The organism is Mesorhizobium sp. P171375, assembly GCF_057786075.1.
Genome location: NZ_JBYNWF010000001.1, coordinates 6,493,135 through 6,518,396, shown reverse-complemented (window position 1 = coordinate 6,518,396; position 25,262 = coordinate 6,493,135). Strand labels below are relative to the sequence as shown.

The 25,262-nt window shown below is 64.1% G+C and carries 23 protein-coding genes; 12 read left to right on the top strand and 11 right to left on the bottom strand.

Features of this window, described 5'->3' with window-relative positions; translation table 11 throughout:
- Positions 1-45: 45 nt before the first annotated feature.
- Positions 46-432, bottom strand: a complete 387-nt coding sequence (locus ACYHH6_RS31725) for an SET domain-containing protein (RefSeq protein ID WP_192259050.1) — start codon at positions 430-432, stop codon at positions 46-48.
- Positions 433-535: 103 nt separating this feature from the next.
- Positions 536-1,294, bottom strand: a complete 759-nt coding sequence (locus ACYHH6_RS31720; protein ID WP_352586216.1) for an SDR family oxidoreductase — start codon at positions 1,292-1,294, stop codon at positions 536-538.
- Positions 1,295-1,530: 236 nt separating this feature from the next.
- On the opposite strand from ACYHH6_RS31720, the gene ACYHH6_RS31715 reads away from it, so the two are divergent.
- The 5 genes from ACYHH6_RS31715 (at position 1,531) to ACYHH6_RS31695 (ending at position 7,003) form a co-directional block, all read left to right on the top strand.
- Positions 1,531-2,784 (top strand): sarcosine oxidase subunit beta, encoded by a 1,254-nt coding sequence (locus ACYHH6_RS31715; protein WP_112559217.1) that lies wholly within the window; start codon positions 1,531-1,533, stop codon positions 2,782-2,784.
- 63 nt (positions 2,785-2,847) lie between these two features.
- Positions 2,848-3,144, top strand: coding sequence for a sarcosine oxidase subunit delta (locus ACYHH6_RS31710; protein WP_112559219.1), 297 nt, complete (start codon positions 2,848-2,850; stop codon positions 3,142-3,144).
- Complete coding sequence (locus ACYHH6_RS31705; protein WP_352586217.1) at positions 3,141-6,134, top strand: sarcosine oxidase subunit alpha; 2,994 nt, start codon at positions 3,141-3,143, stop codon at positions 6,132-6,134. Before ACYHH6_RS31710 ends, ACYHH6_RS31705 begins: the two co-directional genes overlap by 4 nt.
- Entirely contained in the window at positions 6,127-6,699 is a 573-nt protein-coding gene (locus ACYHH6_RS31700) for a sarcosine oxidase subunit gamma (RefSeq protein ID WP_352586218.1), read from the top strand. The genes ACYHH6_RS31705 and ACYHH6_RS31700 overlap by 8 nt, the downstream gene beginning before the upstream one ends.
- A 76-nt stretch (positions 6,700-6,775) precedes the next feature.
- Complete coding sequence (locus ACYHH6_RS31695) at positions 6,776-7,003, top strand: hypothetical protein (RefSeq protein ID WP_352586219.1); 228 nt, start codon at positions 6,776-6,778, stop codon at positions 7,001-7,003.
- Between the two features lie 123 nt (positions 7,004-7,126).
- Here ACYHH6_RS31695 and ACYHH6_RS31690 read toward each other — a convergent pair whose 3' ends face one another.
- The 6 genes from ACYHH6_RS31690 to ACYHH6_RS31665 all read right to left on the bottom strand — a co-directional run bounded on the left by ACYHH6_RS31690 (position 7,127) and on the right by ACYHH6_RS31665 (position 11,506).
- The gene (locus tag ACYHH6_RS31690; RefSeq protein WP_352586220.1) at positions 7,127-7,360 is read right to left on the bottom strand and encodes a DUF680 domain-containing protein; all 234 of its coding nucleotides are present in this window, start codon (positions 7,358-7,360) and stop codon (positions 7,127-7,129) included.
- A gap of 195 nt (positions 7,361-7,555) precedes the next feature.
- Positions 7,556-8,200 (bottom strand): TetR/AcrR family transcriptional regulator, encoded by a 645-nt coding sequence (locus ACYHH6_RS31685; RefSeq protein WP_352586221.1) that lies wholly within the window; start codon positions 8,198-8,200, stop codon positions 7,556-7,558.
- 141 nt (positions 8,201-8,341) lie between these two features.
- Positions 8,342-9,118: an SDR family NAD(P)-dependent oxidoreductase gene (locus tag ACYHH6_RS31680; protein ID WP_352586222.1), complete on the bottom strand. Its 777-nt coding sequence runs from the start codon at positions 9,116-9,118 to the stop codon at positions 8,342-8,344.
- Between the two features lie 29 nt (positions 9,119-9,147).
- Positions 9,148-10,182 (bottom strand): phosphotransferase family protein, encoded by a 1,035-nt coding sequence (locus ACYHH6_RS31675; protein ID WP_352586223.1) that lies wholly within the window; start codon positions 10,180-10,182, stop codon positions 9,148-9,150.
- Entirely contained in the window at positions 10,179-10,673 is a 495-nt protein-coding gene (locus tag ACYHH6_RS31670) for a MaoC family dehydratase (protein ID WP_352556010.1), read from the bottom strand. The genes ACYHH6_RS31675 and ACYHH6_RS31670 overlap by 4 nt, the downstream gene beginning before the upstream one ends.
- A gap of 17 nt (positions 10,674-10,690) precedes the next feature.
- Positions 10,691-11,506, bottom strand: a complete 816-nt coding sequence (locus ACYHH6_RS31665) for an SDR family oxidoreductase (protein WP_112559226.1) — start codon at positions 11,504-11,506, stop codon at positions 10,691-10,693.
- Between the two features lie 137 nt (positions 11,507-11,643).
- Here ACYHH6_RS31665 and ACYHH6_RS31660 point away from each other — a divergent pair, with 137 nt between their 5' ends.
- Genes ACYHH6_RS31660 through ACYHH6_RS31645 form a run of 4 tightly spaced genes read left to right on the top strand, consistent with a single transcriptional unit; the run spans position 11,644 to position 15,544 of the window.
- Entirely contained in the window at positions 11,644-12,282 is a 639-nt protein-coding gene (locus ACYHH6_RS31660) for a TetR family transcriptional regulator (protein WP_352586224.1), read from the top strand.
- Entirely contained in the window at positions 12,282-13,523 is a 1,242-nt protein-coding gene (locus ACYHH6_RS31655; RefSeq protein WP_352586225.1) for an acyl-CoA dehydrogenase family protein, read from the top strand. Before ACYHH6_RS31660 ends, ACYHH6_RS31655 begins: the two co-directional genes overlap by 1 nt.
- Positions 13,524-13,527: 4 nt before the next feature.
- Positions 13,528-14,496 (top strand): NADPH:quinone oxidoreductase family protein, encoded by a 969-nt coding sequence (locus tag ACYHH6_RS31650; protein WP_352586226.1) that lies wholly within the window; start codon positions 13,528-13,530, stop codon positions 14,494-14,496.
- 10 nt (positions 14,497-14,506) lie between these two features.
- Positions 14,507-15,544 carry a zinc-binding dehydrogenase gene (locus ACYHH6_RS31645; protein ID WP_352586227.1) on the top strand — a complete coding sequence of 346 codons (1,038 nt, stop codon included), beginning with the start codon at positions 14,507-14,509 and terminating at the stop codon, positions 15,542-15,544.
- A 189-nt stretch (positions 15,545-15,733) separates the two neighbouring features.
- On the opposite strand, the gene ACYHH6_RS31640 is transcribed toward ACYHH6_RS31645, so the two are convergent.
- The 3 genes from ACYHH6_RS31640 to ACYHH6_RS31630 form a co-directional block, all read right to left on the bottom strand.
- Positions 15,734-18,865, bottom strand: coding sequence for an efflux RND transporter permease subunit (locus ACYHH6_RS31640; RefSeq protein ID WP_352586228.1), 3,132 nt, complete (start codon positions 18,863-18,865; stop codon positions 15,734-15,736).
- Positions 18,862-20,025 carry an efflux RND transporter periplasmic adaptor subunit gene (locus ACYHH6_RS31635; protein WP_352586229.1) on the bottom strand — a complete coding sequence of 388 codons (1,164 nt, stop codon included), beginning with the start codon at positions 20,023-20,025 and terminating at the stop codon, positions 18,862-18,864. The genes ACYHH6_RS31640 and ACYHH6_RS31635 overlap by 4 nt, the downstream gene beginning before the upstream one ends.
- 168 nt (positions 20,026-20,193) lie before the next feature.
- Positions 20,194-21,018, bottom strand: a complete 825-nt coding sequence (locus tag ACYHH6_RS31630) for a MurR/RpiR family transcriptional regulator (protein WP_352586230.1) — start codon at positions 21,016-21,018, stop codon at positions 20,194-20,196.
- Between the two features lie 146 nt (positions 21,019-21,164).
- Between ACYHH6_RS31630 and ACYHH6_RS31625 the strand changes: the two genes are divergently transcribed.
- From ACYHH6_RS31625 to ACYHH6_RS31615, 3 genes are all read left to right on the top strand, one after another.
- On the top strand, positions 21,165-21,983 hold the full coding sequence (locus ACYHH6_RS31625; protein WP_352586231.1) for an N-formylglutamate amidohydrolase: 819 nt from the start codon (positions 21,165-21,167) through the stop codon (positions 21,981-21,983).
- An 18-nt stretch (positions 21,984-22,001) separates the two neighbouring features.
- Positions 22,002-23,546, top strand: a complete 1,545-nt coding sequence (locus ACYHH6_RS31620) for an amino acid permease (RefSeq protein ID WP_352586232.1) — start codon at positions 22,002-22,004, stop codon at positions 23,544-23,546.
- Positions 23,547-23,624: 78 nt separating this feature from the next.
- Positions 23,625-25,181 carry an amino acid permease gene (locus tag ACYHH6_RS31615; protein WP_352586233.1) on the top strand — a complete coding sequence of 519 codons (1,557 nt, stop codon included), beginning with the start codon at positions 23,625-23,627 and terminating at the stop codon, positions 25,179-25,181.
- The last annotated feature ends 81 nt before the right edge of the window (positions 25,182-25,262 follow it).

Below are 25,262 nucleotides of genomic sequence, written 5' to 3'. Positions count from 1 at the left end.
GGACAACCGCCAATTTGCCACGGTCGCCCCGAGATAGGGCACCAACTAGGCGCTGGCTAGGTGCAGTCGCGCGAAATCCTCGAAGAATTCGCCGTAGTCGCAGGTGATTTCCTCGCCGGCTGATATATCGCGAGTGGCGGTGGCGCCGCCATATTGCGAGAAATCCGTGTTCGGCCGCTCGGCATGGTTCATGAAGCGGCCATTGTCGACCTCATAGACCATGAAGCCGGGACGGTCGGGGCTCGGATAGGCGTAGCGGTCGAGCAATTCGCGGAGGTGCGGCGGGGCCGTCTCATATCTATCCATCGGGATCAGCCGGTCGAAATCCGGATCGAGCCGCCAGATCGAGGCGCCCTTCCTGATCGGCTCGGCGGCGAAGACGCCGACGCCTTCGATTGCGCTCTGGGCGATATAGGTTCTGATCAGCAGCATGTCCGTCTCCTTACTCGAAACCGAATCGCCAAATCGGGTGGAAAAAGCAAGGCCGGTTTCGGGCTCTATGGCTGATCGGTGCAGGCTGTGACCGCGAAATGCTTCACGTCCGGGTGATCGAGATGCCGCCATCGGCAAACAGCGCCGATCCGGTGGTGAAGCTAGAAGCATCCGAGGCCAGAAAGAGCGCCGCGCGGGCGATCTCTTCGGGCTCCGCCACACGCTTCAAGGCATGCAGGTTTTCGACGAAACTACGCGATTCCGGAGTCTTGAACGTCGCCGACGGCGTGTTGGTGCCGCCCGGCACCAGCGCGTTGACCCGCACGCCCTTGGGACCATATTCGGCGGCCAGCACCTGCGTCAGCCCGATCAGTCCGGCCTTGCTGGCGGCATAGCTGGTCATACCGGGCATGCCGACGGTGTGACCGACAAAGGTGGAGGTGAAGATCAGCGATCCGCCGCCACGCTCGACCATTGCCGGCACCTGGTATTTGGCGCCGAGAAAGGCGCTGGTCAAATTGGTGTCGAGCGTTTCGCGCCAGCCCTTGAACGACAGGTCCGAAATCGGACCCATTGGGCCGACGGCGCCGACATTGTTGAAGGCGATATCGAGCCCGCCAAACCTTTCGATGGCCAGATCGACAAGGGCTTTTGCATAGGCCTCTTCAGTGACGTCGCCGGCCAGCGCGATTGCCGTGCCGTCGGCCTCCTCGATTTCGGCGACCAGCGCGTCAAGCCCGGCCTGGCGGCGAGCGGCGACAACGACCTTGGCGCCTTCCTCGGCAAACAGTTTTGCCGTGGCGCGGCCGATGCCGGAACTGGCGCCAGTGACAATGGCGATCTTATTGGCGAGTGCGAACATTTTCTGCATCCTTTTTTCGCGCCAGCATCGCCGGCAATCGGGATGGTGATCGCAGGCTGGGGCGGCGCGAGCCACCCGATACGTGCGAAGCCTGCCGAGACCTCTTTTCCACCACGGCGCAAAACGGCAAGCGCCGTCGCAAACAGCGCAAGGGTGGAAGCGCTGTTTCGCTAGTGATACACCTCGCGCGCCGGGGCCGAATGAATGCCCCTGCCGCCATTTGCGAGGCTGGAACGTTGAAAAAATATTCGGTATTCGCCATCGCCCGCGAGGCCATGCGCGGCCATAAGGGCTGGGAGGAACAATGGTCCTCGCCGGAGCCGAACAAGGAATACGACGTCATCATCGTCGGCGCCGGCGGCCATGGCCTTGCCACCGCCTACTATCTCGCCACCGTGCACGGCATCACCAATGTCGCGGTGCTGGAAAAGGGCTGGCTCGGCGGCGGCAATACCGGCCGCAACACCACCATCATCCGCTCCAACTATCTCTATGACGAGAGCGCCGGCATTTACGACCATGCGCTGAAGCTGTGGGATGGGCTGAGCCAGGAGCTCAACTACAACGTCATGTATTCGGCGCGCGGCGTCATGATGCTGGCGCACAATGTGCACGACATCCAGGTGCTGAAGCGCCATGTTCACGCCAACCGGCTCAACGGCATCGACAATGAATGGCTGACGCCGGAGCAGGCGAAGGAATTCTGCCCGCCGCTGAACATTTCCAAGCAGGCGCGGTATCCCGTCGTCGGCGCCGCCTTGCAGCGCCGCGGCGGCACGGCGCGTCACGATGCGGTCGCCTGGGGTTATGCGCGCGGCGCCTCGGCACGCGGTGTGCACATCATCCAGAACTGCGAGGTCACCGGGGTCAAGCGCGCGGCCAATGGCGCGGTCATGGGCGTCGACACCACGCGCGGCTTCATCGGCGCCAAGAAGGTCGGCGTGGTGGCTGCCGGCCATTCTTCCGTCATCATGAACATGGCCGGAGTGCGCATGCCGCTGGAAAGCTATCCGCTGCAGGCACTGGTGTCGGAGCCGGTCAAGCCGGTGGTGCCATGCGTGGTGATGTCGAACACGGTGCACGCCTACATCTCGCAGTCCGACAAGGGCGAACTGGTGATCGGCGCCGGCACCGATCAATATGTCTCCTACTCGCAGACCGGCGGCCTGCACATTTTGCAGCACACGCTGGACGCTATCTGCGAAATGTTCCCGATCTTCACCCGCATGAAGATGCTGCGCTCGTGGGGCGGCATCGTCGACGTCACGCCCGACCGTTCGCCGATCCTGGCCAAGACGCCGGTGCCCGGCCTCTACGTCAATTGCGGCTGGGGCACGGGCGGCTTCAAGGCGACACCTGGCTCGGGCCATGTCTTTGCCCACACCATTGCCAAGGACGATCCGCACCCGATCAACGCGCCCTTCACCATCGAGCGCTTCCGCACCGGCCGCCTCATCGACGAGGCGGCGGCGGCGGCGGTGGCGCACTGATGGCTGCCATGAGGCTTTGCGACCAACCGGCCATCGGCCACGGCGAATTTTAGGACCAAACAGATGCTTCTCATCCGCTGCCCCTATTGCGAGGAAGAGCGCCCGGAGCTCGAGTTCCGCAACGCCGGCGAGGCGCATATTGCGCGCTCGGCCAACATGGCGGGCGAGAGCGATGACGACTTCGAAAAGTTCTTCTTCATCCGCTCGAACCCCAAGGGCATCATCTATGAGCGCTGGCGCCACATCCATGGCTGCGCACGCTTCTTCAACGCGGTGCGCGACACCGTCACCGACAAGTTCGTCATGACTTACAAAGCCGGCGAGCCGAAGCCGTCCAAGCTTCCGGGAGCTGTGAAATGAGCGGCGCCTTCCGTATCCCGAGGGCCGGCCGCCTCAGCCAGGCCAAGACCGCGCGCTTCTCCTTCGACGGCCAGTCCTATACCGGCATAGAGGGCGACACGCTGGCCTCGGCGCTGCTGGCCAATGGCGTCCATCTCGTCGGCCGCTCGTTCAAATATCACCGTCCCCGTGGCTTCCTGTCGGCTGGCGCGGAAGAGCCCAATGCGCTGGTTCAGGTCGAGCGCGATGCGGCGCGCAAGGCGCCGAACATCCGCGCAACCGTGCAGGAGCTCTATGACGGGCTCGTTGCCCAATCGCAGAATCGCTGGCCCTCGCTTGCCTTCGACATCGGCGCGGTCAACGACATTGCGTCGCCGCTGTTTTCGGCCGGTTTCTACTATAAGACCTTCATGTGGCCGAAGGCGGCCTGGAAGAGCCTGTACGAGCCGAAGATCCGCGCCGCGGCAGGCCTCGGCGTTTCTCCTGACAAGCCCGATCCCGATCATTATTCGTCGCGCTATGCGCATTGCGATGTGCTGGTGCTGGGCGGCGGTGCCGCCGGCATCACGGCCGCTCTGGCTGCGGCTGAAACCGGCGCCCGCGTCATCCTCGCCGACGAGCAGGCGGATTTCGGCGGCAGCCTGCGCTTCGAGACCGGCGCGAAGATCGATGGCCAGGACGGCTATGCCTGGGCGCAAGCAGCGATCGCGAAGCTCAAGGGCATGGACAATGTCCGCGTGCTCTCCCGCACCACGGCGTTCGGCTACTACGCGCAGAATTTCGTCGGCCTGGTCGAGCGCGTCAGCGACCATCTGCAAAGCCCTGGCCATGACCTGCCGCGCGAGCGGCTGTGGCAGGTCCGCGCCAAGCGCGTGGTGCTGGCGACCGGCTCCATCGAACGCCACATGGTGTTTGCCGACAATGACCGGCCCGGCATCATGCTGGCCTCGGCTGCGCGCATCTATCTCAACCATTATGGCGTGGCGGTCGGCAAAAATGTCGGCGTCTACACCGCCAATGACTCGGCTTATGCGGCGGCGATCGACCTGAAGAAGGCCGGCGTCAACATCGCGGCGATCGTCGATTTACGTGACCATCCGACCGGGCCGGTCATCGACGAGGCGAGGGCGCTCGGCATCGAGGTCAATTTCGGCCGTGCGGTGATCCGGGCCGGCGGCAAATTGCGCGTGACGTCGATGACCGTGCAGCCAAAGAATGGCGGCGGCGAGCGGACCATTCCGGTCGATGCCATCCTGATGTCGGCCGGCTGGACGCCATCGGTGCATCTCTTCTCGCAATCGCGCGGCAAGGTCGCTTTCAACGACGAAACCAAGCGTTTCGTGCCCGGAATTTATGCGCAGGATTGCATCTCGGTCGGCGCCTGCAACGGCACGGACGGGCTGTCGGCAAGCATCGACGAGGCCTATGCGGCCGGCGCCAAGGCGGCGAAGGACGCCGGTGCGAAAACCGCGAAGGGTACAAAGCCAAAGGTCGATGCGTCGGAAAGCTGGTCGCGCGGCATGCTGGGGGCTGCGCCCGGCGCCGGGCCGGACAAGACGGTCAAGGCCTTCGTCGATTTCCAGAACGACGTTACCGCCAAGGACATCCGCCAGGCGGTGCATGAAGGCATGCGCTCGATCGAGCACGTCAAGCGCTTCACCACCAACGGCATGGCGACCGACCAGGGCAAGACCTCCAACATGCACGGACTGGCGATTGCCGCCGAGACGTTGGGCAAGCCGATCCCGGAGGTCGGCCTGACCACCTTCCGCGCGCCGTACACGCCGGTGACCTTCGGCGCGATCGTCAGCCATGCGCGCGGGCCGCTGTTCGACCCGACGCGCAAAACCGCGATCCATCCGTGGGCCGAAGCGCAGGGCGCGGTGTTCGAGGATGTCGGGCAGTGGAAGCGCGCCTGGTATTTCCCAAAGGCGGGCGAGGACATGCACAAGGCGGTCGACCGCGAATGCGTCGCGGTGCGCACCAATGCCGGCCTGTTCGACGCTTCGACGCTGGGCAAGATCGAAGTGGTCGGGCCGGATGCGGCCAAGTTCATGGAGCTTCTCTACACCAATCCGTGGGAAAAGCTGGAACCCGGCCGCTGCCGCTATGGCATCATGCTGCGCGAAGACGGCTTCATCTATGATGACGGCGTCGTCGGCCGGCTGGCGCCGGACCGTTTCCATGTCACGACGACGACGGGCGGTGCGCCTCGCGTCATGAACCATATGGAGGATTATCTCCAGACCGAATTCCCGCATCTGAATGTCTGGCTGACCTCGATCACCGAGCAGTGGGCGGTCATCGCGGTGCAGGGGCCGAAGTCGCGCGACATCATCGCGCCGCTGGTCGAAGGCATCGACATGTCGGATGAAGCGCTGCCGCATATGTCGGTGCGCGAAGGCAAGATCTGCGGCGTGCCGACAAGGCTGTTCCGCATGTCGTTCACCGGCGAACGCGGCTTCGAAGTCAACGTGCCGGCGGATTACGGCCAGGCCGTCTGGGAAGCGCTGTGGGCCGAAGGCCAGAAGCATGGTGCGGCCGCCTATGGCACCGAGGCCATGCACGTGCTGCGCGCCGAAAAGGGCTACATCATCGTTGGCCAGGACACAGACGGCACGGTGACGCCGAACGATGCCGGGCTCGACTGGGCGGTCGGCAAGAAGAAGACTGACTTCGTTGGTATCAGAGGCCTGACGCGGCCCGACCTCGTCGCCAAGGGCCGCAAGCAACTGGTCGGCCTGAAAACCAAGGACCCGAAGGTGGTGCTGGAGGAAGGCGCGCAGATCGTCGCCGATCCCAAACAGGCGATCCCGATGAAGATGATCGGCCACGTCACTTCGAGCTACTGGTCGCAAAATTGCGGCCGCTCCATCGCGCTGGCGCTGGTCGCCGGCGGGCGCGACCGGATGGGCGAGACGCTTTACGTGCCGATGCCGAACGGGGTGATCGAAGTGGAGGTTACCGGCATGGTGTTCTTCGACGAGACGGGAGGGCGCCTCAATGGCTAAGGCCACTGCGAAAACCAACGCATCTTCGGCTGAGCGCCGTCCGGCACAGGCCGGGCGCAACGTTTCGGCGAAGAACGTGAAGGTCGAGGTGCTGCCGCCGGCTGAGCGTGTGTCGCTGCGCGCGCCGGAGGCTTCCATTGCCGCGCTGTCGAAGGCGCTCGGGCTGACCTTGCCGAAAAGCCCGAAGACGTCGGCTTCGAAGGCCGGCCGCACGGCGCTGTGGCTCGGACCGGACGAATGGTTTCTGATCGACGAGGCCGGCAAGGACCTGCTCGCCGACTGCGCCAAGGTATCCGCGCTGCATTCGGCCGTCGGTATTTCACACCGCAACGTCGCCTTCGAAGTCACCGGCCCGGCAGCAGCCGCTGCGATCAATGCCGGCTGCCCGCAGGATCTGTCGCTCGAGGCCTTTCCGGTTGGCGCGGCGTCGCGCACCATTCTCGGCAAGTGCGAAATCGTGCTGCTGCGCACGGCAGCCGACGCCTTCCGGGTCGAGTGCTGGCGTTCTTTCTCCGACTATGTCTTTACTTTCCTGTCGGAGGCAGCCAGCGACGCGGCGGCGTAGAGCAATCCTTTTGGATTGCTCCGGGAACGCCTGACACGGGCGCTCGTTCTGCTTGCGCTGTCGAGGGAGAATGCCGATGCCGTCGAAATCTGCGCCGAAGTCAGCCAGGAAAACCGCCGCGGTCCGCTCGCTCGAACGTGAACAGCACCACGAGGTGAGTGCCGAAGAGGAACTCGAGGAAGGTCTCGAGGACACGTTCCCGGCCAGCGATCCGGTGTCGATCACCGCGACCTCCATCTCCGGCGCGCCCGCAAGACACGGCAAGGCCAAGAGGGTGCCGGGACGCAAACCGCGCAAGAAATAATCTCTCCGCTGCGCCCAGGCTTGAGTTAAGGAAAACCCCGGCCTGCGCCGAGGAAAAACGGGCGGCCGGGATTATCCTGCCGCCCTTAGCCGTTGTGCTGTCTGGTGGTCGAGCTTAATCAACTCAGAACGTGCTCGGCACGATCCACGGGTTGATCTCGATGCCGAGGCGCGGGCCCTTGGCCTTGACGTCGGACTTTTCGACCGAACCGGTCACGCTGCAATCGAGCTTGGCATGGGTCGTGGCGTCGACGCAGGTCGCGGCCGGAGCCTGCTTGGGCGAAACATTGTTGCCGGCAGCGACAGCCGAGCCGGAGAGCGCCAGCACGGTGGCAAGGGCGAGAACGGTCTTGTTCATGTCAGTCTCCAACGGTTAAATTGTTTTCATACATGTACGATTAAGCGTACATATACGTCCGCGGAAACGGGCCTTCAAGTCAGAAAATGTACATGTACGACAGTTTTTTTTGAACGCCGAAAATTGCGGCTGACTGACACAGCCGAAGCTGTCAGGCCGGACGTTCAATTGAAGGGGCGAAGGATACCCAGGTGCTCAGCAGGTGACGGGGGTCTTCGTCAGCGGTGGCACGTCCTGCATGGTGAGCGAGGCAAGGGTGGAATCGCACATCCGCTTCACGAAAGCCTCCGGATCGCCAAAGGGGTAGAACGGAAAGGTGATCAGCAACGAGATGGTGCCGTGGCCGACGGCCCACAGCATGGTGGCGATGGCGCGCGCATCGCCGTGCAATTTGCCGGCGGCGACGCAAGCCTCGACCCTTGAGATCAGCGCTTTCATCGCCGGGTTGCCCTCTTCCATGTCCTCATAGCTTCTGCCCTCCGGCAGCTTGGTCTTTTCGGTCATGAAGACGGTACGGTATTCGTTGGGGTTGCCTAGCCCGAAGGCGGCATACTCGGTCATCACTGCCTTCAGCGCCTCGATCGGGTCGTCGGAGGGATGCGCCTCGATGTTGCGGGCAAGTGTTTCGAACGCATCCTCGGCCAGCGCAAACAGGATGTCCTGCTTGTCGGCGAAGTAGGAATAGACCGACATCGGGGCGTAGCCGACCCGGTTGGCCAGCTTGCGGATCGTCAGGCCTTCATAGCCCTCTTCCTTGACAAGCTTGTGGGCTGCGTCGAGCAGCTCGGAACGCAGTTCGGCCTTTTGTTTCTCGCGGCGTTTCTGGACGCTCAGCGGCACGTGAGTCTGCCTTCATGTGGTGGGGTGTTGGCTAAATTATATACGCTGTACGAAAACGGACAAGGGCGCCGTAGGTTCCCCTGCGGCAATGGTTACCAAATCTTGGGTTGCTCAAATCTGGGGTTGCCAAATCTGGGGTTATCAAATCGCGCCGACGCCGCCGTCCACGGCCAGCGTGTTGCCGGTCATGAAGGAATTGGCGGGGTCAGCGGCAAACAGGATGGCGGTCACGACCTCGTCCACTTCGGCGACCCGTTTCATCGGCACGCCGCGCGTCAACTCGGCCAGGGCTTCGGCTTCCGGCGCGCCGGAGATGCGCACGAAGCTGTCGACCATGGCTGTGCGGGTGTGCGCCGGGCAGACGGCGTTGATGCGTATGCCCTTGGTGGCGTATTCGGCGGCTGCCGACTTGGTCAGCCCGACGACGCCATGCTTGGCGGCGGCATAGACCGACAGTTTCGGTGCGCCCACCAGCCCGGCAACCGAGGCGATGTTGACGATGGCGCCGCCTTTCCCGTCCGATTTGAACTGCCGCTCCATCTGCGGGATCTGGTGCTTCATGGCGTAGAAGACGCCGAGCAGGTCGATCTCCAGCACGCGGCGCGCCTCGTCGGAGTCCACTTGCGGCAGGCGCACGAAGCTTTGGACGATGCCGGCATTGTTGATGGCGATGTCCAGCCGGCCGAATTTCTCCGCCGCCAGCCTCACCAGATCCTCCGACAGTTTTTCGTCCGCTATGTTGCCAGCAAGGATAGCTGTTTCGGCCCGCAGCGAGCCGGCAAGTTCGGCCAGCGCCTTTTCGTCGATGTCGGACAACACCAGGCGGGCGCCTTCAGCGGCAAAGCCCTTGGCCGCACCGCGGCCGAGGCCGCCTGCGGCCCCGGTGATCAGCACGGTCGCTCCGTCAAAACGGCCCATTGCGTCTCCCACTGTGTCTCATTGTCGATTCAGGTTCGATCGATCAGCTTGGCGGCAAGATGCGACAGCAGCTTCACTGCCTCGCCATAAGTCTTTGCCTTTTCGGGATTGGAGGCGTTGCCGTCGAGCGCCCGTTTGTAGACGCCCTGGCAGATGGCCGCCAAACGGAAGAAGGAGAAAGCGAGGAAGAAGCTCCAATTGTCGATGCCTGCCAGCCCTCGCCGTCGGCAATAGGCGGCGACATAGGCTTCCTCGGAGGGCAGGCCCAGGGCGGCGCGGTCAATACCGCCAAGGCCGCGAAAGCCCGAGGCATGCGGCAGGCGCCATTGCATGCACTGGTAGGCGAGGTCGGCAAAGGGGTGGCCGAGTGTCGACAGTTCCCAGTCGAGCACCGCCAGCACCTTTGGCTCACTGGCTGCAAAGATCATGTTGTCCAGCCGGTAGTCGCCATGCACCAACGAGACACGGCCGTCATCGGCCGGCATATGCGTCTCCAGCCAGGCGATCAGCCGGTCCATGTCGTCGACGGTGCCGGTCTCCGAGGCGCGATATTGGCTGGTCCAGCGGGCCAGCTGGCGTTCGAAGTAATTGCCCGGCCGGCCGAAATCGCCGAGCCCGACGGCTTCGACATCGACATCGTGTAACGCAGCAAGCGTGGCGTTCATGGCGTCGTAGAGCACGGCACGGCCATCGATGCCGCCGGCTTCCGGCACAGCCGGATCCCAGAAGATGCGGCCGTCGAGGAAGTCCATGACGTAGAACATGCGGCCGATCGGCGAGTCTTCCGCCGATAGATACAGCATTCGGGGCACCGGCACCGCGGTTCCGGCAAGCGCCTTCATCACGGTGAATTCGCGGTCGACCTGATGCGCCGATTTCAGCAGTTGGCCCGGCGGCTTGGCGCGCAGCACATAGCGGCCGCTGGCCGCAGTCAGCAGATAGGTCGGGTTCGACTGGCCGGATTTGAATTTCTCGATGGAATGAAGCCCGGCAAAACCCGGAATGTGCGCTTCGAGGTAAGGGGCAAGTGCTGCCTGGTCGATTGCGTTGGCGTCGCCGCTCATGCGGTCTCCGGCTCACGCTCGATCAGCGTCAGCGTCAGCCAGCGCGCGGTCAGCGCCGGCTTCTTCGAGCCCTCGATCTCGATGGTCACGTCATGCGCCGTCTGCACCCAGCCGGATGGCCGGACCTTGACGTCGGCCAGCACGAAACGGGTGCGGATGCGCGAACCGGTCTTCACCGGCGCCAGGAAGCGCAGCGAATCGAAGCCGTGATTGACGCCCATCTTGCCCTTTTCCAGCGGCGGCATGGTCTCGAAGGTCATCGCCGAGAGCAGCGACAGCGACAGAAAACCATGGGCGATGGTGCCGCCGAACGGCGTCTCGCGCTTTGCCCGCTCGGGGTCGCAATGGATGAACTGGTGGTCGTCGGTGGCGTCGGCGAACTGGTCGATCATGGTCTGGGTGACCACGCGCCAAGGGGAGACACCGACTTCCTTGCCGACGCTGGCCAAAAGCACATCGAGACTGATCGGTTCCACTGCGACGTCCTCCATTTGCCGCCGACCGCGGCTCATTCCTTGAACAATGTCAGCCCATGCTGCACCGACTGCCCGCCGTCGATCGGCAGGATGGCGCCGGTGACATAGGAGCCGGCACGGCTGCACAAATAGAGCGTTGCGCCGCCAATGTCATCCGCCACGCCGATACGGCCGATGGGGACATGGCTGCCGACATGTCTGGCCTTTTCCTCGGTGCCGGTGGCAAAGGCGGTCATGCGGCTCTGGAAGGGGCCGGGAGCGAAGGCGTTGACGGTGATACGCCGCGCCGCGAGCTCGATTGCCAGCGTGCGGGTCAGATGGTGAACGGCGCCCTTGGACGCCGTGTATGAGTACGCATCGTCGGCCAGCGGCTGCGTGCCCATCACCGAGCCAAGGTTGATGACGCGGGCCGGATCGGCGTCGCTGGCCGCGGCGTCGAGCAGCGGCAGCAATTCGCGCGTCAGGTGGAAGACAGCGGTGACGTTGACGGCGAACACCTTGGCCCAGCCGTGGTAGGGAAAATCCTCGAGCGAGGCGCCCCAGGATATGCCGGCATTGTTGACGAGGATGTGCAGCTTGTCGGTGCGCGCCTTGACCTCGGCGACCAGCGCGGCAATGCCGGCCTCGGTGGAGACGTCACCGGCGAAGCCTTCGGCGCGGCCGGAGGCACCGAGCCCGTTCAACTCGGCCGCGACCTTGATGCAATCCTCGCCCTTGCGCGAAGCGATCATCACGGTGGCGCCGGCCTGGACCAGGGCGGTCGCAACCATGCGGCCGATGCCGGTCGCGGCTCCGGTCACCAGTGCCGTCTTGCCGGCAACTGAGAACAGCTCGTCGAGATAGCTCATCGATCCTCCCCGCGGAAACTTCGCCTCGTTGGGCGGTTGCCGCATTGACAACATACCCGGTAGTATGTTGATCTTTTGCCCAGACGTAAAGGCCTTGAATGCAGCATCGCTGCGGAAGCAGGCGAAAGGCGAAACCGATGCTCAGCGTCGAAGCTCCACTGCTCGATCGCCCGCGCGCCGATATCTTGCGCGCCGCTGCGATCTGTTTCATGCAGCGCGGCTATGCCGCGAGTTCCATCGACGACGTCGCGCGCAGCCTAGGCTCGACCAAGGGCCGCATCTACCACCACTATCCGTCCAAGGCCGATCTGTTCGCCGATGTGTTCCGCGCCGGCATGGACATGAATTTTGCGGCGATCGAGCCGGTGCGCGCGCAGCCCGGCCCGGCGATTGGACGATGGCGCAAGATGGCTGCCATCCATTGCGGCCAGATGATCCGCACCAAGCCGTTCCAGCGTGTCGTCTGGGAAGGTGTCGAGCTTTACCTGCGCGGGGCGACCACCCCTGAACAGCGCGAGGAGTTCACCCGGTTGATGCAGTCGCGCGACGCTTACGGCCGCATCTTTCGCGAGGCGATCGCCGCCGCGCGCGACGAGGGCGACATGCGCTTCGGCACGATCGGCATTGCCGAGCAGCTGATGTTTTTGACGCTGAACTCGCCGCTGTTCTGGTACACGCCGCGCCCGACAGAGACGGACGGGGATATCGAGGCAATTGTCGGCGAGGTCGTCGCGTTCGCGGCGCGTGGCCTGGGTGCGGCTGAGGAGAACAGATAATGAGCGACATGACTCTCGGCATGACCGAGCGGCTGAAGCCGATCCACGCCCGCGTCGCCGGCATGGTGCACGGCGAGATCATGCCGCTCGACCACGAGTTTCTGAGCGAGGTCGGCAAGGGCGGCGACCGCTGGGTCTACACAGCGCGGCAGACCGAGATTCTCGAAGGGCTGAAAAAGACGGCCAGGGAGCGCGGCCTGTGGAATTTCTGGCTCACCGGCTCCGAGCGCGGCTATGGGCTCTCGACCGTCGAATATGCCTATCTGGCCGAGGAGATGGGCAAGGCGCATCTGGGTGCTGAAACCTTCAACTGTTCGGCGCCCGACACCGGTAACATGGAGGTGCTGGAGCGCTATGGCTCGGACGATCACAAGAAGGCCTGGCTGGGGCCGCTGCTCGAGGGCAAGATCCGCTCGGCCTATCTGATGACGGAGCCGGACGTCGCTTCGTCCGATGCCACCAACATCGCCATGCGCTGCGAACGGCGAGGCGACGACTATGTGCTCAACGGGGAGAAATGGTGGGCATCGGGCGCAGGCGATCCGCGCTGCGCCATCTATGTGGTCATGGTGCGTACTGGCGGCGAGGCCGAGCCGCAGCACCGCCGCCATTCGATGATCCTGGTGCCGTCCGACACCAAGGGCGTGACCAAGCTTCGGCCGATGCAGGTCTATGGCGACGACGACGCGCCGCATGGCCACATGCACCTTCGCTTCGACAATGTGCGGGTGCCGGCCTCCAACCTGATCCTCGGCGAGGGCAGAGGCTTCGAGATCGCGCAAGGCAGGCTCGGGCCCGGCCGCATCCACCATTGCATGCGCGCCATCGGCCAGGCGGAGATGGCGCTGGAGATGCTGTGCCAGCGCTCTGTCCGCCGCGAAGCCTTCGGCCAGCCCTTGGCGAAGCTCGGCGCCAATTTCGACATCATCGCCGAATGCCGCATGGAGATCGAGATGGCGCGGCTGCTCTGCCTCAAGGCAGCGTGGATGATTGATCAGGGCGATGCGCGCGCGGCGGCGCCCTGGATCAGCCAGATCAAGGTCATCGCACCGCGCGTCGCGCTCAAGGTCACCGACGAGGCCGTGCAGATGTTCGGCGCGCAAGGCATCAGTCAGGACACGCCGCTGGCGCGCTCGTGGACACATCTGCGAACCCTGCGGCTGGCCGACGGGCCGGACGCCGTGCACCGCCGGCAAGTGGCGCGCACCGAACTCAGGAAATACACGCAGGAAAAGGTGTGAGGGCATGAAAGCCATCATCGCCCGCGATTTCGCGCCGCTCGACCAGCTCGTCTATGGCGACTGGCCGGAGCCGGAGGCCAAGGGCAATACGGTCGTCATCGAGGCCGAGGCGATCGGCGTCAACTATCCCGACGGCTTGCTCGTCCAAGGCCTTTACCAGATGAAGCCGCCGCTGCCTTTCGTGCCCGGCATGGAGGTTGCGGGACGGGTGGTCGCGGTCGGGCCGGGGGTGAAATCGGTCAAGATCGGCGACCGGGTCGCCGCGCTCTCGACCCATGGCAGCTATGCCGAGCGGGTGGGTGCTGCCGAACCCTTCGTCATGCCGCTGCCGCCTGATATGCCCGCCACTGATGCCTGCGCGCTGCTGGCCGGCTACGGCACGTCGCATTATGCGCTGAAGCAGCGCAGCGCGCTCAGGGAAGGCGAGACGCTGTGCGTGCTGGGTGCGGCCGGCGCTACCGGCATCGTCGCCATCCAGATCGGCAAGGCGCTTGGCGCGCGCGTCATCGGCGTCGCCTCGTCGGAGGAAAAGCGCCGCATCGCCACTGAAGCCGGCGCCGACATTGCGCTCGGCTACGACAATCTGAAAGAAGCGCTGAAAGAGGTCACCGGCGGCAAGGGCGTCGATGTCGGCTTCGATCCGGTCGGCGGCAAAACCTTCGACGTGCTCGCCCGCTCGATGGCGTGGAACGGCCGCCTGCTGGTCATCGGCTTTGCCTCGGGCGCCATCCCGCAATTCCCCGTCAACCTGGCGCTGGTCAAGGGCTTTTCGGTCGTCGGCGTGTTCTGGGGCGCGTTCACCGCCAAGGAGCCGCGTGTCTACGCAGACAATATGAAGGAGCTGGTCGGTTGGTACCTCGCCGGCAAGGTCCGGCCGGTGATCGAAGGCACGTACCCGCTTGCCGATGCAGCCGCCGTGCTCAAGCGCGTGCTTGGCCGCGGATCTTCCGGCAAGCTCATCCTCAGGCCGTAAGGAGCCCGCCATGGCGATCCCCTCAGACATGAAAGCGCTGCTGCTGACCGGCGACGGCTATACCAGGACGCCGACTGGCACCGTGCTGGAGGCGATGGAGCCTTATCTCCAGCCGGGCAGCATCGGCGTGCCGACGCCCGGACCGAGCCAGGTGCTGATCAAGGTCGGCCTCGCCTCGATCAATCCGTCCGATGTCATGTTCATCAAAGGCCAGTACGGCCAGCCACGCGCCAAGGGCCAGCCGGCCGGGTTCGAGGGTGTCGGCACCATTGTCGCCACGGGCGATGAGCCTTATCCCAAGAGCCTGGCCGGTAAGCGCGTCGCCTTCGCCACCGGCGTCACCAATTGGGGCTCCTGGGCCGAATATGCGGTCGCGGAAGCCGCTGTCTGCATCCCGCTGCTCGACACCGTCCGTGACGAGGACGGTGCGGCGTTGATCGTCAATCCACTGACGGCGATCGCCATGTTCGACATCGTCAAGGAGGCCGGCGAAAAGGCTTTCATCATGACCGCCGGCGCCAGTCAGCTGTGCAAGCTGATCGCCGGCCTTGCCAAGGAGGAAGGATACCGGCCGATCGTCACCGTGCGCCGCGACGAGCAGATCCCGCTCTTGAAGGAGATCGGTGCCGCGCATGTGCTCAACGAGAAGGCGCCCGATTTCAAGGCCGCGCTGCGCGAGGTGATCAAGACCGAACAGCCGCGCATCTTCCTCGACGCGGTGACCGGGCCGCTGGCCTCAGTCATCTTCGACGCCATGCCGAAGCGCGCGCGCTGGATCGTCTATGGCCGGCTCGACCCCGACACGACTGTCATCCGCGAGCCCGGCCAACTGATCTTCCAGCAGAAGCACATTGAGGGCTTCTGGCTGGTCGAATGGATGCGCCAGTTCCGCGACAGACGCGGCCCGGCCATCATGGAAGCGCAGAAGCGCTTTTCCGACGGGCGCTGGTCGACCGACGTGACGGCGGTGCTGCCGCTGGATGAGGCGATGGCGAAGGTGCCAGTGGAGCTGGCCAAGCCGAACGGGAAAGTGTTTATACGGCCGTGACGGCACCCCTTCCTTCTCCCCGTTCTACGGGGAGAAGGTGGCCCGAAGGGCCGGATGAGGGGCGGCGCCGACGTCAGTGACTGGCTTTGCTGCTGCGGTCTGTCCAAGGCGATAACCTCGAAACTCCGCGCTGCCCCTCACCTGCCTGCCGGCATCCTCTCCCCGTAAACGGGGCGAGGAGGGCTAATCTCACTCCGCTGGCTCCACATTGGTATACGCAGCTTCTTCCAGCTCGCGCTTCAGCCTGGCTTCCTCATGCGTCTTCGGCGTGACGAAGCGGCCGAGCAGGAGGTAGGCGACCGGGGTCAGGAACAGCGTTGAGACGGTGGCGAGGCCCAGCCCGCCGACGATCACCCAGCCAAGCGCGATGCGTGCCTCGGCACCGGCGCCGGCGGCCAGCACCAGCGGCACGCCGCCAAGGATGGTGCAGATCATCGTCATCATCACCGGACGCAGGCGGATGATCGAAGCCTGCTCGATCGCCTCGCGCACACCCAGCCCACGGTCGCGCAGCTGGTTGGCGAATTCGACGATGAGGATGCCGTTCTTGGCCATGACGCCGACCAAAAGCACCAGGCCGATCTGGCTGTAGGCGTTGAGGCTGGTGCCTGACAAAAGCAACGCAAAGATTGCGCAGGCGAGGCCGAGCGGCACCGTCGCCATGATGATGACGGCGCTGACAAAGCTTTCGAACTGGGCGGCAAGCACCAGCAGGATGATGACCAGCGCGAAGCCGAAAATGGTGACCATGGCGCTGTTGGTTTCGCCGAGCGTCGCGGCTTCCGCCAGTGGCAGGATGCGGCTGCCCGGCGGCAGCAGCGGCGTGGCGATCTGCTCGGCGACACCGAGCGCATCGCCGAGTGCGAAATTGCCGTTGAGATTGGAGGTGATCGCCACCGAAGGCTGCTGCTGTTCGCGCGTCAGCGACGGCGGCACGGCGCGTTCGGTCAGCGTGGCGATGGTCGACATCGGCACGAAGCGGCCGTCGGCGGTCTTCAGGAAGATGTTTTCCAGATCGGTTGGATCGTTGATCGGGTTGGTGGTCGAAACCAGCTTCACGCCATAGCTGCGGTCGGCGATGTAGACGTCGACGACATCATTGCCGTCGAGCATCGCCTGCAGCGTGTTGGCAAGCCCGGTGATGTCGATGCCGAGATCGGAGGCGCGCTCGCGGTCGATGGCCACGGCCAGTTGCGGCTGCGTCGGGTCGACGGAAAGGCGCGGGTTCTGGAAGCGCGGGTCTGCCTGCACCTGCGCGATGATCTTTACCGCCGCGTCGCCCAGCGCCTTGCGGTCGTTGCCGACCAGCGCGAATTGCAGGCCGTTGCCGGCGCCTCTGATACCGAGGCTGTTGGCCTGCACCGGGAAGATGCGCACGGATGGCACCTGCCGGGTCAGCTGGGTTATCTCGGCCATGATCTCCTGCTGGCTGCGCGCGCGCTCGTCCCACGGCGCCAGTGTCATCACCATGAAGCCGGAGTTGTAGGCGCCGTTCTGGCCGGCATTTTCGAAGGTCGAGACGATCTCGCCGGAATCGCGCAGCGGCTGGATCAGCCGCTCGATCTTCTGCATCTGCTGAGCGGTGTAATCGAGGCTGACGCCTTGCGGCGCGTTGATGCGCAGAAGCACGACGGCGCGGTCCTCGCTCGGCGTCAGTTCCTGGCGGATGGTGCCGAACAAGGTAAAGGCGGTGGCGGCGAACAGCACCGCGACCAGAAGCACGATCCACGGTGCGCCGAGGCAGGCATGCAGGCCGCGCTTGTAGGCTGAATTCAGCGCGCCGCCGATGCGCGCGCCAATGCCATGGCCGCCTTCGTGGTGGAGCGATGCGCCGGTCAGCATGCGCGACGCCAGCATCGGACACAGCGTCAGCGCTACCACGCAGGAGAGCAGCACCGACATAGCGAGCACGAAGCCGAATTCGCGGAACAGGCCGCCGGTCTGTCCGGGCAGGAAGGAGATCGGCACGAAGACGGCGACCAGCGTCAATGTCGTGGCGATGACGGCAAAAAACACTTCCTGGGCGCCGAGCACTGCCGCCGCACGCGGTCCCATGCCTTCATTGCGCCGTCGCACGATGTTTTCCAAGACGACGATGGCGTCGTCGACGACGAGGCCCGTCGCCAGCACCAGCGCCAGCAAGGTCAGGATGTTGATCGAGAAGCCGGCGAGATAGATCGCGGCGATGGTGCCGATCATGGCGACCGGCATCGACAGACCGGGGATCAGCGTCGCGCGCCAGTCGAGCAGGAAGATGTAGATGACGATCAGCACCATCGAGATCGACAGGCCGAGCGCGATCTCGACCTCGTGCACGGCGCCGTTGACGAAGACGGCGTCGTCGCTGGTGATCTTGATCGACATGCCCTTGGGCAGGTTTTCCTGCAGCGTGGCGACGGCCGCCTTCACGCCGGTGGAAATATCCAGCGTGTTCGATTCCGCCTGGCGGATGATGCCAAGGCCGATGCCGGTCTTGCCGTCGGAGCGCAACGAGGTCTGGCCGATGTCGGGGCCGAGCGTGACGGTGGCGACGTCGCGGATGCGCGTCGTGCCGCCGATGATGATGTTTTCGAACTCTTCCGGCGTCGTCACATCGGCTGTGGTGCGAACAATCAAGTCCTGGTTGGTGGTGGTGATCGAACCGGCCGGCGAATCGAAGGCCACAGAGCCAAGTGCCGCCCTCAAATCGGCGACGGTGAAGCCTAGGCTCGCCAGCTTGTTCTGGTCGACATCGATGCGGAAGATCTTGTCGCGATCGCCATAGACCTGGACGTCGGCGACGCCCGGCACGGCGGCCAGTTCGTCCTCGATCTGGTCCTGGACGATCACCGTCATGTCCTGCACCGACATGTTATCGGAGGTGACGGCCAGCCGCATCACCGGATCGGAGTTGGCGTCGGCCTTGACGATGCGCGGCGGATCGGCGGTGTCCGGCATCTGGTTGGCGACACGGCCGACGGCGTCGCGCACATCGGAGGCGGCGACGTTCAGATCGACGCCGTCATTGAACTCGATGGTGACGCGGCTCTGGCCGAAGGACGAGGTCGACGAGATCGACTTGACGCCGGAGACACGCGCGACCGCGCCCTCGATCGTGTCGGTCAGCTCACGGTCGACCGTTTCGGCGGCAGCACCTTCGAACGCCGTCGACACGGTGACGACGGCGCGGTCGACATCGGGCAGTTCGCGGACCTCGACGCCGTAGAAGGCGGCAAGGCCGGCCACCGCGATCAGCGTGTTGAGCACGAAGGCCATGACCGGCCTGCGGATGAAGAGCGCGGTGAAGCCGGTTTCGCTGGCGGCGTTGGCGGTTGCGGTCATGAGCCTTCGGCGGCGTTGGCGGCGCGCTGGGCCTGGCCAGCTATGCGGACCTCGCCGCCTTCGCTGACGCTCTGGGTGCCTTCGGTGACCACCATGTCGCCATCCTCGATCTCGGCATCGATCAGCACGGTCTCGGTGTTGCGCTGGATGATGCGCACGGGAACGCGCCTGGCCTTGCCATCCTCGACCTGCCAGACATAGGCGCCGTCGGAGCCCCACAGGATCGCCAGCGGGCTGACCGCCGGATAGGTGTCGCCGGCAAAGCGCATGGTGATGCCGAACGACATGCCGGCGCGCAGCGAATCCGCCGGGTTGGCGATCGCCGCCTTGACCAGAAGGGTGCGGCTCTTTTCGTCGATATGGTTGTCGATGGCCGACACCGTGCCGGTATAGGCTTTGCTCGGATTGGCGATCGGCGTCGCCGACAGCTGCGCGCCGACCTTGACGGCGGCCGCAAAGCGCTCGGGCACCAGGAACTCGACCAGGATGGAAGAGCGATCGTCGAGCGTGGCGATCGCCGACTGACTGGTCACGTAATTGCCGGCCGATATCGGCAGGATGCCGACCGTGCCGGCGATGGGTGCTACGATCGAGCGGCGCTGCAAGGCGAGTTCGGCATCGCTGAGCGCCAGTTTAGCGCCGGCAAGCACCACTTCGGCATCGGCGACGGCGACCGGTGTCGCGGCATTGGAGGCCCTCAGTGATTTCACCCGCTCGAGTTTGGCCTGGGCATCCTGCAAAGCGAGCTTGGCACGATCCTGCGCGATCACCTCGGTTTCGGAATCGAGGACGGCGATGATCTGCCCCTTGTCGACGCGGGTGCCGGACTGGACCAGAAATTCAACGAGACGGCCTGAGCTGTAAGGGTTGACTGTCACCGAAGCGTTGGCGCGGCCGGTGCCGATCGCCTGCAAGCGATCGTTGATGGTTGCGGTGCCCGCCGGCAAGACAACGACATTTGCCAGCCGGCCGGCGGCGTTGCGGCCGCCTGCCTGTTTCGTCGTGTCGACCGCGCCGGTCGTGGCGGGTGCCGAGGCATAGGCCCAGTCGATGCCCCAGCGTGCCAGAACCTCCGGCGCGCCTGGGAAGAAGCGCGCCCAGGCGAGGACAGCCGCGACCAGGATCACAAGCGCAAAAACGATCTGTTTCCAGGCGGCCATCGGCACTCCGGCAGGCAAAATCGACCGGTTTCCCCAAGCAAAAAACGCGCAGCGACGCACCCGGCATGTGCGAAGCCACGGCAATATCATGGCTTTATGGCAATTCTGCCGCGGCCATGCACATTAAATCTGCGTAACGTTGCGCGCCTGAGGCCGGGATTGAGGCCGTCAGCGCAGGCTTTCCAGGTCGCGGATGCGCTTGGCGCTGTCGGCCTCGAGCTGCCGGGTGACGGCGCCGATCAGCGTCTCGGCGACAACGAACAATGCCGCCGAGGAATCCCACGCTGACGGCACGGCGGTGCGTCCGGCGATGACATGGCGGGCGAAACGGGCTATCGGCGACAGCCACTGGTCCGTGAACAGCACGATCTGTACGCCGCGCTGGTGCGCCGTCTCGGCGAAGCGCACCAGGCTGTCCTGGTAGCGCCTTATGTCGAAGATCACCAGCACGTCACGCTTGCCCATGTCTATCAGCCGGTCGCGCCAGATGCTTTCCTGGCCGGCAAGGTGGTAGACATCGGGCTGGATGATGGCGAGGTGGGCGGCCATGTAGCGCGCCAGCGGATCGGTGAAGCGGCCGCCGATCAGGAAGGTCTTGCCGCGTCGCTCGGCAAGCCTGGCCGCGATATCGGCAAGCTGCCTGTCGGAGAGATGCCGGAAGGTCTCGCGCATGTTGTCCAGCGTCGCTTCCAGCATCGGCGATATCGCACCGCTTGGGGACGCCGGGTTGAGCGTGCGCGATGCCGGCGACTGCAATTGCGCCGCCAGCTCGTCCTGCAGCGCCGACTGGAATTCGGGATAGTTCTGGAAGCCGAGCCGGGAAACAAAGCGCAGGATCGTCGGCGACGATACGCCGGCGGCAGTCGAGAATTCGGCGACCGTCTTCAGTCCGATCAATGGATAGTTGGCAATCAGCGTCTGCGCGGCGCGGCGCTCGCCGGCCGGCATCGTGCCGATGCGGTCCGAAATCAGTTCGGCAATGCTGGAAATCATGGTTTTCCCCCACCCTTGGCCCCGTCCGCCGCGCTTCCTCGAAATCGCATTTGACAAAGCCTGACAAACTGTATGAAATCATCCACAGGGACGCAATGAGGCAAAATACGTAACATAAGATACAGCGCTCCCCAGGGGACGGCAGTATGGAGAGAGCACGGCCCGCCAGCCTTGCATCGTCTGATACCGTAGGGGTGACGAATCCCGGCGGGTCCAGCCCTTTCGTGCTGACCTGCGACCACGCTTCCAATTTCCTGCCGGCTGAATTCGGCACGCTTGGCCTGGCCGCCGAAGATCTTTCCCGCCACATCGCCTGGGACCCGGGCGCGTTGCCTGTGGCCCGCCGCATGGCAGCCACGCTCGATGCGACGCTCATCGAGACACGGATCTCGCGTTTAGTGATCGACTGCAACCGTCCGCTCGATGCGCCCGACCTGGTGCCGCCGGTCAGCGAGACGACGATCATTCCAGGCAATGCCGGCCTGTCGGATACGCAGCGCGCCGAGCGCGTCACCCTGTCGTGGCGGCCGTTCCATGACACGATCGCAAAGATCATCGACAAAAGGTTGTCACGCGGCCAGGAAACTCGGCTGGTTTCAGTCCATTCCTTCACCCCGGTCTACAAGGGTAAAAACCGGCCCTGGCATATCGGCATCATCCATGATGACGACCGCCGGCTGGCGTCGCCGCTGATAGCGGCGCTGCAGCGACTCTCCGGCGTCACCGTCGGCGTCAACGAGCCCTACTCGCCGGCCGATCGCGTTTATTTCACTTTGGAGCGCCATGCGCGCTCACGCGGCCTTGCCTGCGCGATGATCGAAATCCGCAACGACGAAATTTCCGGCGAGACCGGGCAGCGGAAATGGGCGGATCTGCTCACCGGCATTTTTTCGAATCTGGAACCCGAAGAGGCCAAGGGTTCCAGACGGCAAGCAATGGGAAAGTCAGTTCAATCGGCCAGCTAGAAACAACAGGGGACGAAAATGGCAGGACCGGATACATCAGACCATGAGAGGTCGGAGGACGTAAAAACCCTCCATAGCATGGGCTATGCCCAGGAGCTGGCTCGCCGTATGAGCGGTTTCTCGAACTTCGCAATTTCCTTTTCGATCATTTGTATTCTGGCGGGCGGCATCACGTCTTTCCCGCTGGCCATGGCTACCGGCAGTGGCTTCGAGGCGACTGTCGGCTGGATCATCGGCGGCGTCTTCGCACTTGTCGTGGCTGCGTCGCTTGGCCAGATTGGCTCGGCGTACCCAACGGCCGGCGGCCTCTACCACTGGTCGTCAATTCTTGGCGGACGTGGCTGGGGCTGGGCCACGGCCTGGATCAACCTGCTTGGCTTGGTCTTCGTCGTCGCCTCGGTCAATGTCGGTGTCTATGCACTGTTCAAGGACCTTGTCTGGTCCGGCGTGTTCGGGCACGACGTATCCGCCTGGGGGTATCAGGAGCAGGTAATCGGCGTTGTGATCATCACGGTCGCGCAGGCGCTGATCAACCATTTCGGCATCAAGCTCACCACCATACTGACCGATTTCTCGGGCTACCTCATTCTGGTCGTCGCCGTCGTGTTGACCGCGATGTTCCTGATCTGGGGCGCAAGCTGGGATTTCTCGCGGCTCACCACCTTCGTCAACAATACGGGTGATCCAGGCGCCGGATACGTTCCCACCGCACGGACGGCACTGGTCGCCTTCCTGATCGGCCTGCTCTACCCACTTTACACGATCACCGGCTTCGACGCTTCGGCCCACACATCCGAAGAGACCCACAATGCCCGCGTGGCGGTGCCGCGCGGCATGATCCATTCGGTTCTGTGGTCGCTGGTGTTTGGCTTCGTCATGGCCGTGTCATTCGTTCTTGCCAGCCCCGATCTGGCAGCAACGGCCAAGGATGGCGCCAATGCCTGGTTCAATCTCTTCAACAACCTGCCGGCACCATTCTGGCTGAAGAGCATCATTGCCATCGCAATCGTGCTGGCGAACTTCATCTGCGCGCTCGCCGGACTGACGTCGACCTCGCGCATGATCTTTGCCTTTGCGCGTGACGGCGGCCTGCCCGGTTCGTCGGTGTGGAAAACCGTCAGCCCGACATGGCGTACGCCGGTGGCGGCAATCTGGCTCGGAGCGGTGCTCGCGGTCGCAGCGACATTGTACTCGCCGGCCTTTGCCGCACTGGCCGCCGGCTGTGCATTGTTCCTCTACGTGTCCTACGCCATGCCGGTGGCGGCTGGACTGCTTGCGGAAGGCAAGAGCTGGACCGAATTCGGCCCGTTCCGCCTCGGTATCTGGTCCAAGCCATTCGCCGTCATCACGGTGCTTGGCGTTCTGGTCCTCATGTATGCCGGCATCCAGCCGCCATTCGACATCCTGATCAACTATGCCATCGGCCTGATCGTTCTGCTCGTGGTTCTGTGGTTCGGCATCGAGTCGCGCCGCTTCAAGGGCCCGCCGATCGGCGCCGATATTGCTCGTCGCGCGGTGGAGATCGCGGCTGCGGAAAAAGCCGTTGGTCAGACGGCGGGCTAACAGCAAGACTACATGCTCCGGCCGGCGCAAGCCGACCGGGGCAGGGCCGGCCAGCTAAGAACGCAAAGGGGACTTCAAATGGCAGCACCGGGTTATTCAGACGTCGACAAGGCGGAGGACGTAAAGCACCTCCACAGCATGGGCTATGCCCAGGAACTGGAGCGGCGGCTCAGCCGCTTCTCTAATTTCGCGGTTTCCTTTTCCATCATCTGCATCCTGTCGGGCGGCATCAATTCGCTGGCGCAGGCAACGTCGGGCGCCGGCGGCATCGGCATCGGCATCGGCTGGCTGGTCGGCTGCTTCGTCTCGCTGACCTTCGCGGTCGCCATGTCGCAGATCAGCTCGGCCTATCCAACGGCCGGCGGCCTCTATCACTGGGGTTCTATCCTCGGCAATCGCGGAACCGGCTGGGTGACGGCCTGGCTCAATCTGCTCGGCCTGATCACCGTGCTCGGCGCCATCAATGTCGGCACCTGGACGTTCTTCATCGGCGCTTTTGGGCCGACGCTCGGCATCGAGGGCACGCTCACCAACCAGATGATTTTTCTGATTATCATCACCGGCGCCCAGGCGCTGATCAACCATCTCGGCATCAAGCTGACGGCGAAGCTGACCGACTTTTCGGGCTATCTGATCTTCTTCGGTTCGATCCTGATCGCGGTCGTCTGCCTGTTCTCCGCCGAGACCTGGGATTTCAGCCGGCTCTTCACCTTCCACAACTACTCGGGCGAAGCCGGTGCTAGCGTCTGGCCGTCCGTATCGAACGCCTGGGTGTTCGCGCTTGGCCTCCTGCTGCCGATCTATACGATCACCGGCTACGATGCTTCGGCGCACACGTCGGAGGAAACCATCAAGGCAGCATCCTCGGTGCCGCGCGCCATGGTGATGTCAGTGATCTGGTCGGCGGTGTTCGGCTACCTCTTCCTGGCCGCCTTCGTGCTGATGATCCCGAACATGGACGACGCAGCCAAGCAGGGCTGGAACGTGTTCTTTTGGGCTTTCGACCAGCGCGTCAGCCCCGGCCTCAAGGAGTTCGTCTACCTCGTGGTGTTCATCGCCCAGCTGCTGTGCGGCCTCGCAACCGTCACCTCGGCTTCGCGCATGATCTTCGCCTTCTCGCGTGACGGCGGCCTGCCTGGCTCGGCGGCGCTGGCCAAGGTCAGCCCGACCTACCGCACGCCGGTGGCGGCTATCTGGACGGCATCGATCCTGTCGGTGCTGTTCGTCTGGGGTTCGACGCTGGTCTCGGTTGCCGGCACCTCGGCCTATACCATCGTCGTGTCCTGCACCGTCATCTTCCTGTTCCTGTCCTTCACCGTGCCGATCGTGCTCGGCATGCTGGCCTGGGGCACACCGAAGTGGGACAAGATGGGGCCGTGGAACATGGGCCGCGCCATCTTCATGCTGTTCGGCGTTCTCTCGATCGTCTCGATGATCCTGATCTTCGTCATCGGCATCCAGCCACCGAACGACTGGGCGCTCTACATCACCGTCGGCTTCTTCATCCTGACGGCGATCGTATGGTTCGCATTCGAACGCAATCGGTTCCAGGGTCCGCCGCTGGGCGACATCATCGCGGCCCGCCAGGCAGCGATCAAGGCAGCCGAACAGGCGGTCGGCGAAACCGGCCACTGACGTCAACCATCATGGTCATGGCCGGCGCTCCGCCGGCCATGGTTTCATTTACCCCTCAATCGACCAGCGCTGGAGTGCCAA